The sequence below is a fragment of the Paramesorhizobium salinisoli genome (assembly GCF_003335045.1).
GTDB classification, from domain to species: Bacteria; Pseudomonadota; Alphaproteobacteria; order Rhizobiales; family Rhizobiaceae; genus Paramesorhizobium; species Paramesorhizobium salinisoli.
In genome coordinates, this window is record NZ_QOZG01000136.1 from 1 (window position 1) to 329 (window position 329).

The 329-nt window shown below is 63.2% G+C and carries 1 pseudogene; it reads right to left on the reverse strand.

Annotated features, from left to right (window positions below):
- Positions 1-329: pseudogene (locus DUT91_RS25255) on the reverse strand (ATP-binding protein); the annotation flags it as partial.

Consider the following 329-nt stretch of genomic DNA (forward strand, 5'->3'; position numbering starts at 1 on the left):
TCCGTCCATTCGTCAAACGGAAGATTGCTGGTGATCAGGGTCGCGCCTCGCTCGTATCGTTGCGAGATCAGCTCGAACAGCAATTCCGCGCCGGTCTTGGAGAGCGGCACGAAGCCCAGCTCATCGATGATCAGCAGGTTATAGGCCGCCATCTGCTTCTGGAACCGCAGCAGACGTCGCGCGCCTCCATCATCTCGCTGACCAGGGCTGCGGCCGTGGTGAAGCCGACGGACAATCCCTTCTGGCAGGCGGCCAGGCCCAGGCCGAGTGCTACATGCGTCTTGCCCGTGCCGCTGGGGCCGAGAGCGATGACGTTCTCTCTCCGCTCG